The organism is Microcystis sp. LSC13-02 (assembly GCA_002282935.1).
Taxonomy (GTDB): Bacteria; Cyanobacteriota; Cyanobacteriia; order Cyanobacteriales; family Microcystaceae; genus Microcystis.
In genome coordinates, this window is sequence record MTBT01000134.1 from 1 (window position 1) to 6,739 (window position 6,739).

Annotated in this window: 5 protein-coding genes; 1 reads left to right on the top strand and 4 read right to left on the bottom strand. The window is 42.6% G+C overall.

What is annotated here, in order from left to right:
- Positions 1 to 535: 535 nt before the first annotated feature.
- The 3 genes from BGL89_RS08135 to BGL89_RS08145 all read right to left on the bottom strand — a co-directional run bounded on the left by BGL89_RS08135 (position 536) and on the right by BGL89_RS08145 (position 3,255).
- Positions 536 to 1,714, bottom strand: coding sequence for an aminotransferase class V-fold PLP-dependent enzyme (locus BGL89_RS08135; RefSeq protein WP_286825286.1), 1,179 nt, complete (start codon positions 1,712 to 1,714; stop codon positions 536 to 538).
- A 17-nt stretch (positions 1,715 to 1,731) separates the two neighbouring features.
- Positions 1,732 to 2,037, bottom strand: coding sequence for a ribbon-helix-helix domain-containing protein (locus tag BGL89_RS08140; protein ID WP_286825287.1), 306 nt, complete (start codon positions 2,035 to 2,037; stop codon positions 1,732 to 1,734).
- Between the two features lie 84 nt (positions 2,038 to 2,121).
- Positions 2,122 to 3,255, bottom strand: a complete 1,134-nt coding sequence (locus tag BGL89_RS08145; RefSeq protein ID WP_286825288.1) for an RNA polymerase sigma factor, RpoD/SigA family — start codon at positions 3,253 to 3,255, stop codon at positions 2,122 to 2,124.
- A gap of 597 nt (positions 3,256 to 3,852) precedes the next feature.
- On the opposite strand from BGL89_RS08145, the gene priA reads away from it, so the two are divergent.
- Entirely contained in the window at positions 3,853 to 6,342 is a 2,490-nt protein-coding gene (priA, locus tag BGL89_RS08150) for a primosomal protein N' (protein WP_286825289.1), read from the top strand.
- Positions 6,343 to 6,395: 53 nt separating this feature from the next.
- On the opposite strand, the gene BGL89_RS08155 is transcribed toward priA, so the two are convergent.
- Positions 6,396 to 6,739 (bottom strand): DUF4351 domain-containing protein (locus tag BGL89_RS08155; RefSeq protein ID WP_286825290.1); only part of this gene is annotated, 344 nt, incomplete at its 5' end.

The window sequence follows — 6,739 nt, forward strand, 5'->3', positions numbered from 1 at the left end:
GAGTGATTGGGGGGAAAATTCCGGGACTTTTTCCCTGAAAATTAGGTAATTGACCACCTGAAAATGGGTAAAACCCCACACCCCACACCCCAACCCCCAACCCCCACCGAAAAACTTTTTCAGCAGACCCTAAGTAGTCGTGCAAAATTAATTTCCTAGTCGAGACTTCGAGACTCCGAGACAGCTATCAGGGATCGGATTTGATACCAAATCCATTTTTAATAGCATCATTAACTCCCAATCGAACTTTAAAAACTCGGTTATGGATTGTTTCTCCCCGCTCCCCGCAACGCCGAAAACACCCCTGAAAAACTCAATTTTTGCATCCCACTCTTAAAAACAACATTATTAAGAGTGGGATGCTCCTAGCTTATCTTTGCCCAAATAGCAAGGGTCTGCTGAATAATGGTAAAACCCTTTTAAAATAAAGCTTTTGACCTGTTAAAGTCCGATGTGCATGCTGCGAAAATAGGATTGGGACAACAAGGGCAACAAAGCCTGAAACTCCTGACTCCTGACTCCTGACTCCTGACTCCTACCCCCACCGAAAAACTTTTTCAGCAGACCCTAGCAAGGAATTTAAAACCCCAGCTAAATATTCATACTGCTCGATCGAATTATAGTAGTGAGCAGAAATCCTAACAATTAATGATGCTTCTCCCCAAGGAATTATCGGCACTTCAATCTGATATTCTTCCCACAGTTGTCTAGATAAATCTTCTGCTGCCCAAGCATAACTAGGAATTAGAATTGAAGACATCGATCCGATCATCGATTCTGGACAGGGATAATTGACCTCTAAGGCACAACAAAGCAAATTTCTGGCTTTTAAAACCAAATTACGATTCCTCGCCATCAGACCCAGTAAACCATCAATAGAGAGAGAATTTAAAAACTCGATCGCTTTTGGCACTGATAAATAAGCACTGGGATCATCGGTTCCCATCCAAGCAAATTCTAACTGAAAACGGGAGCGATCTTGTCGAGGAGAATTCGCTCCATGGCTAATAGTTAAAGGTCGAATTATTGCCTGTTTATCCCCGCGCACATAGAGAAAAGCAGCCCCCTTGGGACTACATAACCACTTATGACAATTAGCAGTATAATAGGTGGGATTAATTGCCCCGATATTAAGGGGTAAAAAACCTAAAGCATGAGCGCCATCGATGAGAGTATCAATACCCCGATTATTTAATTCTTGCACAATTTCTGCGATTGGCCAAATTAAGGCCGTGGGACTGGTGACATGATCTAAAACTACTAATTTTGTCCGGGGAGAAACTGATGCTAAAATTGCTTGACTAATTTCTAAAGGAGACTGCACGGGAAAGGGAATTTTAGCGATAATTACCTTTAAACCCCATCTTTTAGCTATATGTTTAACTGCATTAGCACAAGCATTATAGGTCTGATCGGTGATCAGAATTTCCTCATTTTCCTGAAAAGTTAAGGAATTTAATACTGCATTCACTGCTGTGGTTGCATTGGGAACAAAGACTAAATCATCGCTATTTACGCTGACTAAATCCGCTAATTTTTGCCGGGCAATATCTAATAAACCCTCTAATTCTCTCCCCAAAAATGCTAAAGGTTGCCTTTCCATTCGTTCCCGCAATTGTTGCTGATAATCCAAGACTATTCTAGGGGTTGCACCATAGGAACCATGGTTGAGAAAATAAATATTGTCGGGAATTAACCAAGAATTTTTAGACATATTGAATTAATTTCAAATTATTCAAAACTAGAAAAAATAGCTGAAAAATTGCCTATTATATTCAGCTTCTGACTAGCTAGTATATTTATGACATAACCACCCATGAGTTGAAAACGATGAATAATTTCAGTGACAAAAGTTTCTCCATCTCTGAGAGGATGATTTTCTGATGCAAAGATAGCTTCATCTATTTTTTGCCGAATATCTTCTCTCCATTCTGCATCAGTTATTTGTTCGTATTCATCTTCGGGAGATTGATATTTTCCCGTTTTCACTTTCTCTTGGATTAGATGCTCTTGTTGTGGGGTAAGATGTAGGTTCATAGGTATTATGGCCATCTACTGGGTATCGACAAAAAAAGCTCTCCCAGAAAGAGGAGAGAGGAGAGAACGAGTTAGAAAAAATTATTAATGTAACCATCCTTTCAGACGACGAGCAACTTGAGGACGACGTAATTTTCGCATCGCTTTACTTTGAATTTGACGTACTCGTTCGCGAGATAAATTGAACATTCCCCCCACTTCCTCTAGGGTATAGGGTTGACTGGTAGCTAAACCATAACGGAGGGAGATAACATCTTTTTCCCGTTCCGTGAGAACATCACTTAAAACTGCGAAAATTTCCTGACGCATCATCATCTCATTCATTTTATCTTCGGGAAGTTGTAGATCATCATCTTCCAACAGATCCACTAATTCCGTATCTTCTCCTTTCCCTACACGATGATTTAAAGAGAGAGATTGACGACGCAATTGTAATAATTGCCGCAATTGTTCAGGAGTCATTTCTAACGCTTCTGCGAGTTCCCGTTCATTGGGATTGCGCTGTAAATCTTGCTTGAGAATGCGCTGCGCTTTTTTGAGTTTATTGAGTTTTTCGACAATGTGAATCGGTAAACGAATCGTGCGCGCATCGTTAGCAATGGTGCGGGTGATTGCTTGTCGAATCCACCAATAAGCATAGGTAGAGAATTTATAACCTTTATTGGGATCGAATTTTTCGGCCGCACGGTTGAGTCCGATCGCACCTTCTTGAATTAAATCTAAGAAAGGAACTCCGCGATTTAAATAGCGTTTAGCGATAGAAACCACCAAGCGCAAATTAGAACGAATCATTTTCCGTTTAGCTGCTCTTCCCCGATAAAGACGGTTTTCCAGTTGACGTTCATTATCTAATTGTAAAGCACTTGCCCATTCCGTTTTCGTCGGAGGACGATGTAAATTTTCTTGCAGTTTTTGGCGCACTTCTTCCGCTTCCATGAGAAACTTAACCGAGTGGGCTAATTCAATTTCTTCTTCCGCATTAAGCAGGGGATAACGGGCCATTTCTTTAAAAAATGCCCCAACAGTATCTTCATTGTTACCTTGAGCGTATCCTGTTCCACTACCCCCACGAGTGGTTTTTAGGGTTTCCGGTAAAGGTTCAGTCAGATCTTCGTCAGTTCTTTCAGCAAAATCCACGCTGTCTAGTTCTAAAGGACTTGTCTCCAGGGCAATGATTTGATTAAAATTATCATCAGAGGCCAGTTTAGAGATTTTCATAAGCAGTTATGGATGGAGTGGGATTATAATAGCGGGGAAAAACTCGGTTTCTCCCAATGGGCTGATTGTTACATTGAATTTTCGGGGAGCAGATTTTTTAAACGTTTTCTTAATTAATGGTGGCCATTTCTGGGATATAATTGTGCGATTCTGTGTCGATGGTTACAAATCGCCGAACCAGACAATAAGATTTTCTGGTGAATGGCAGGAACTTTTTGTGTTTCTACTCATACACTCTAACTAAGGTTTTCGGTATTTGACTAGGTAAAGATCACGCTTCTTAACAATCAAGATAGCAGTCAGCTTTTTATTACTATTCTTCGCTTTTCCTATTGATAACTATTCTCAACTTTCCCTAACTATGCTTTCATTAAATAGCTAATAGCCAATAATTATCATTTGGGGAGACTGCAAGAGCTAAAAATGCAAATTTGTGGGCAAAAAAGCAATATTTAAACTGTTTTTAGAGAAAATTAGCTGGTTTTATTCCCCTCAAGCTTTAAACTATAATTTAAATACCCCCAACCCCCAACCCCCAACCCCTAACCCCTAACCCCTAACCCCTAACCCCCAACCCCTCACTGATCACTGATAACCATGCTCGATCGCCATGCTACCCTAACTGTAGCGGAACCTCGCACACCCTACCAATTAACCACCACCCCGCAACTGTGGTTAGAGGTTTTGGTCGATCGTCCTTATCCTAGAGATAGTCAAGAGGATGAGCAAATATTAACCTATAGTATCCCCCCGTATTTAACGGTAGAAATCGGCGATATTTTAAGCGTTCCCTTTGGTTCTCAGGTAATTGGGGGAATTGCCCTCAGATTTATCGAAAATTTGCCCCCAGGACTAGAAGAAAATCAAATTCGTCCCGTGGAAGATGTGATTACTAAGGGTTTTTTTCCTGATAATTATTGGCAGTTATTGACGAAAATCGCCCAATACTACGCTACCGATTTAATCACCGTTGTTCGCGTCGCTTTACCCAAGGGTTTACTGCGAAGTTCCCAACGTCGCATCAGATTAAAACCCGATGCGATTCCCCCCGGTGCGGAAGTTTTTTGTACTCCCCTCTCCCGTCAGATTTTATCCCTGCTCAAAAATCAAAAAGAAGGCGATTATTCGGCGAAATACCTGCAAGAAAAACTAAAAAATGCTAATTACGGTATTCGAGACTTAGTTAAGCGCGGTTGGGTGGAAAGTTATCTAGAAGCACCCAAAAGTACCAATATTAAACAAAAAAAAGCCATTACCCTGCTAATAACCGACTTTCCTGCTGATTTAACCGAAAATCAGCGCAAAATTGTCGAAATTCTCCGTCATCAGGGAGGAGAAATGTGGCTGCCGGAATTGGTACAACTTGCAGGGACAAAACATTTTAAACCGCTCATTGACAAGGGTTATGTGGTAATTCAGGATCGGGAATTTCTGCGCTTATCCTCGGCGATTATGAGCAGGGATCAACCAAAAACCCTCACTTCTAGCCAAAAACAGGCAATAGAAACCATTCAAAACCTGAAAGGTGGTGAAAGCGTCCTCTTACACGGAGTGACGGGATCGGGTAAAACAGAAGTCTATCTACAGGCGATCGCACCTATCTTAGCAGCGGGTAAATCTGCCTTGGTTTTAGTCCCCGAAATTGGATTAACACCGCAACTAACTGATCGCTTTGTGGCCCGTTTTGGCGATCGAGTCTATGTTTATCATAGCGCCCTCTCGGAAGGAGAAAGATACGACACATGGCGACAGATGTTGACAGGAACCCCCCAGGTGATTATCGGGACGAGATCGGCTATTTTTGCCCCTTTACCCTACCTAGGCATGATTATCCTCGATGAAGAACACGATAGCAGCTTTAAACAAACCCAATTACTTCCCACCTATCACGCGCGTACCGTGGCTAAATGGCGCGCTCAATTAAACCATTGTCCCGTAATTTTAGGCTCGGCCACGCCATCTTTAGAAACATGGCTAGAATCTCAAGATAATCCCTGTCTTTACCTATCTTTGCCCGATCGCATCCAAAATCGCCCCTTACCGCGGGTGGAAATCGTCGATATGCGACGGGAATTGCAACGAGGCAATCGTTCCCTATTTAGTCAATCCCTGCGTTCATCTCTGGAAACCCTGCGCGACAAGGGAGAACAGGGAATTTTATTCGTCAGTCGTCGGGGACATAGTACTTTTGTATCTTGCCGAAGTTGCGGTTATGTGCTGGAGTGTCCCCACTGTGATGTCTCCCTCTCCTACCACCACACCGAACCGGGAGCGCAAGAATTACTCCGCTGTCACTACTGCAACTATGGTCGCATTCATCCGAAACAATGTCCTGAATGCGGTTCTCCCTATCTGAAATTTTTCGGTACTGGCACTCAGCGAGTCACCCAAGAATTAACCAAAGAATTTCCTGATTTGCGTTGCTTGCGTTTTGATAGTGATACCACCCGCAATAAAAATGCTCCCCGGGAACTATTAAAACAATTTACTGATGGGGAATTCGATGTCTTAGTGGGAACCCAAATGCTCACCAAAGGATTAGATATCGATCGAGTTACCCTAGTGGGAGTAATGGCAGCCGATGGCTTACTTTATCACTCCGATTATCGCGCCTCCGAACGCGCTTTTCAAACCCTCACTCAAGTAGCAGGGAGAGCAGGAAGGGGAGAAAGAGAAGGAAAGGTCATTATCCAAACCTATACCCCCGAACATCCCGTGATTAGAGCAGTGCAAACCCACGATTATGAGGGTTTTGTCGAGACGGAATTAATGCACAGAGAGAGTTTAAATTATCCTCCCTACGGTAGTTTGGTATTAATTCGTTTTAGCGGTTTAGATGGGGAAGCGGTGCAGAAAAGTGCCGAAAATGTAGCGGAGGAATGTGTTAATAATTTCGGTTCCGATTGGGATATTTTGGGACCTGCACCCGCAACAATTATGCGCGTGGCTAACCGTTATCGCTGGCAAATTCTGTTAAAATCATCGGGAGACAAGGCTGATATCGGTGGTCTTTTTCGTCCTCTGAAAAGCTTAGTTTTACCCAAGGTAAGTATGGCGATCGATGTGGATCCGTTAACTATAGAATAATCAAGGATGGATGATGCGCTCGCAACGCGCTCGCTACGCGAGATCGCTATTGCTCACGAATGCAACCAGTTATCTAAATCTGTCAAGGTGTCAAAGTCTAATAAAGCGAGTCCTAAGTCTTCTAATCGCTCCACAGGAAGGCTGCGGATGATTTCTTCTAGATTCTGGGGTATTTCCCCGAAACGTCGCTGAAGAAGGCGAATGAGTAAATACGCTTCTCCCTGTTGTCTTCCTTGTTGAATACCTTGTTGTACCCCTTGCTGTAGTCCTCTTGTAAGTCCCTCTTGAATCGCTTGTTCTCTATCCTGTTGGTAAAGTGGAGCTAAACGCATAATAAACTGCCTATCCTCCTGTGTTTTTTTCGATAACGCTTCTAGATTTCTACTCAGATTATACA